A 3,061-nucleotide genomic window follows, 5' to 3' on the forward strand; every position below is an offset into this window, starting at 1 on the left:
ATGAGCGTGCCAGTGAAGTTCTGGCCGGTCAGATCGCCATTGACGGTCACACTCAGACTGGTCGGGCTAAAGCTGAAACCGTCCTTGCTCGGGGTAAGCGTGTAGCTGCCGGCGGGCACATCGCTGATGGTGTAATCGCCACTGCTCGTGGTATTCGCTATGCGCGTACCGTCGCTGATGGTCACGCCACCAAGCCCGTTGCCATTGGCGTCGGTGACGCGCCCGCTGATGGTGAAGGTGAGCGGGGTCGCGGTGAAGTTCTGGCCGGTCAGATCGCCATTGACGGTCACACTCAGACTGGTCGGGCTAAAGCTGAAACCGTCCTTGCTCGGCGTGAGCGTATAGCTGCCGGCGGGCACGCCGCTGATGGTGTAATCGCCACTGCTCGTGGTATGCGCAAGGCGCGTACCGTCGCTGATGGTCACGCCACCAAGCCCGTTGCCGTTGGCGTCGGTCACCGTGCCACTGACGCGGTAAGTCAGGGGATCTGCTTCAACGATAAAGGAAACCGTATTACTCCAGGTATTACTTGTGAGATCTAGCGCGTGATAGTAATACTGCCCAATCAGCGCATCGCTCGGCATGGTGTAGTCGTTGGTGTAACTACCGTTGGTGCTGGTGGTGACAGTATGGCTATGCAGACTACCATCGGGATACGTGAAATGGAGCCGAACCTGCGCATTAGGCGTGAACCCTGTCCCTGGCTGGTGAAACATTGTGCCGCGTGGTGCGCTGCTGGGCGTCACACTGACAGTCGATGTCGCACTAGCAGAGGAACCCACTTGCTGCCACCCGCTCTGGTATGCTCCCTCCCACCACATCTGGTAGAAATTGCCATCAAGGCCAAGGTGGAAGACATCTAACCGACCCTCGCCCCAGGTGTGTGCCTGGGGTGCAAACTTTGTCTGTCCACCGAGCGATTTCCACGTATCCCAGCCGACACTGCTGTTGTATGCCAGGTGGTACATGACATCATCTTCACCGCGCACAAATACATCCGAGCGGCCAGGCCCCCACGAGACGACGGCTGGTTTTCCAAGAAGCTTGTGTCCCATGTTATACCAACTACTCCATGTGACACCAGCGTCGATTGACCAACTGTGGTAGAGATTGCCATCTACCCCACGAACAAATGCCTCTAGATGGCCGGGCTCATGTGAGATCACGGCAATATCGTCGTTGGTTGTCCCGTTCAGGGAGCGCCAATTCGTTCGGCCTCCAGTTCGCGTCCATGTCTGATGGTAGATGACATTATCTGTGCCACGTACAAAGAGATCCTGGCGGTCAGGCCCCGTCGTAATCACCGTTGGTGTCCCAAGGATATTGATGCCCAAGCTTTGCCAGCCGCTCCACGTCGCCCCCGCATCGTCAGACCAGTTGTGGTACATGACGCCATCGGTTCCGCGGATGACCATCTCTAAATTATTGGGCTCAAGCGAGAATACAGCAATGTCATTATGGGTGGTCCCATTCATGTATTTCCACGAACTGCGGCCTCCGCTGCGTGTCCAGCTCTGCCAATGGATAGCCCCATCAGTCCCGTGAACGAAGACATCCTGGCGGTCAGGCCCCCACGAAACTATGGATGGTGACCCGGTAATATTGATACCGAGCTCTTCCCAGGCTCCATACCAGCCTGAAACACCGTTCCACCAGCGGTGATTCGCTGCGCCGCTCGTATCGCGACGGAAGATCTCGAGGTGATTAGGATGGAGGGAGAGTAGGGAGAAGGGGGTGGTACTGGCTGCTGCACAACTCGACTCAAGTTTCGTTTCAGCCCAGGTGCCCCAATCACTTGGGCGTGGTCCTTCTTGGGGAAATTGCCAAACTGTTCCTGAAACATTGAATGGTACCGCAACGCCATCTAATAGTAAGGCGATGTCAAGGTGTCGATACCCCCCTAAACGTTGATTAAATACATTGCCAATAAAATCACCTTTGGAAACTGATTGACCAACTGAAATAGTAGTTGGCCTCTCCAAGTGATTTAATTGAAATTTATACCTCCCATTAACAATCTCAACTCCCCAATTAGTATAACCATCAATATACCATGTATAAATCCTACCTATGGTTCCTGACATAGGGGCAACAATCGTTGCAAGACCAGTATCAGCATCATTAAATTTGTAATTTTTGAGGAGATCAAACGAAGGTGCCCTGTAGTGGCTTTTTCCATTTGAATAGTATCCTTGTAAGATATACCATGTTTCGCCACAGGGAAACGGCCATCCGATGTCGACTGCTTGAGCCTCGGTGATCCGGGGATGTACGAAATTCATACTTATGATAACTGCGATCAGGATGGATAAAGAGAACACATTGAAGTGAGTAGTGATGCGATTCATGGGATTTTCTTCTTTCACATTACAGAAAGGCATGAAGCTTCAGCCTTATAAGTCAATGCCACCAAACTCACGCTCTGAGACAGGTCTGGCGGTCGCTCGCCTTCACGCAGGCGTGACGCACATAGTGACGCACCGTCCAGGGGCTGATGAAGAGCTGTAAGCCGATCTGCCGGTCACTGGCACCACATGCCACCAGTATCATCACGTCGTGCTCGCGTGTGGTATGCAGATTGTTTGCTTGCGAAGTCATCGTATCGATCATTTTTTCACTGCCGCCGCCCGTGGCACCACCGGGATCTGCACCATTTGGCCTCGGGCGCTCCGCTGTCGTTCGCTTCTCTCTATGTTCAACCAGCCCACGGGACGGTTTCCAACGCGAGCTGGACGGACTCTGTCCCCAGGGGATCGCAAACCACCGGACAAGGTCGTTCATCAAACGAATCCGCTCCAGCCCACGCAGGCGGGCTTCGCATCCCCTCGCCGAGGGCTTTAGCCCCACGGCATCGGGTTCATAGCGGATCATTTCCTGTTAAACCAATCAGTCGGCTTTCGGGAGTACCGACCTCAGTCGGCACTCCCGAATTCGATGCTGTAAACCTATACGTCAGAACTCCCGAATTCGATGCTGCAACCCTTTTACCGTGTCGTTGCTGCCCGGATCGCCACCGGTAGGTAGACGGTATGCTTTGCCGGGCTCAGCGTCAGCCGCCAAG

General features: G+C 54.2%; 2 protein-coding genes. Both read right to left on the bottom strand.

The genetic code is table 11. The features are described 5' to 3' along the window. Positions 1-1,475, bottom strand: a 1,475-nt coding sequence (locus EKD05_RS26220) for a carboxypeptidase regulatory-like domain-containing protein (protein ID WP_165360987.1), incomplete at its 3' end; no start/stop codon positions are given. A gap of 940 nt (positions 1,476-2,415) precedes the next feature. Beyond that, positions 2,416-2,598, bottom strand: coding sequence for a LuxR C-terminal-related transcriptional regulator (locus tag EKD05_RS26225; protein ID WP_165360988.1), 183 nt, complete (start codon positions 2,596-2,598; stop codon positions 2,416-2,418). Between the last annotated feature and the right edge of the window lie 463 nt (positions 2,599-3,061).

The sequence above is a fragment of the Candidatus Chloroploca sp. Khr17 genome, from assembly GCF_004138165.1.
In the GTDB taxonomy this organism is placed as follows: Bacteria; Chloroflexota; Chloroflexia; order Chloroflexales; family Chloroflexaceae; genus Chloroploca.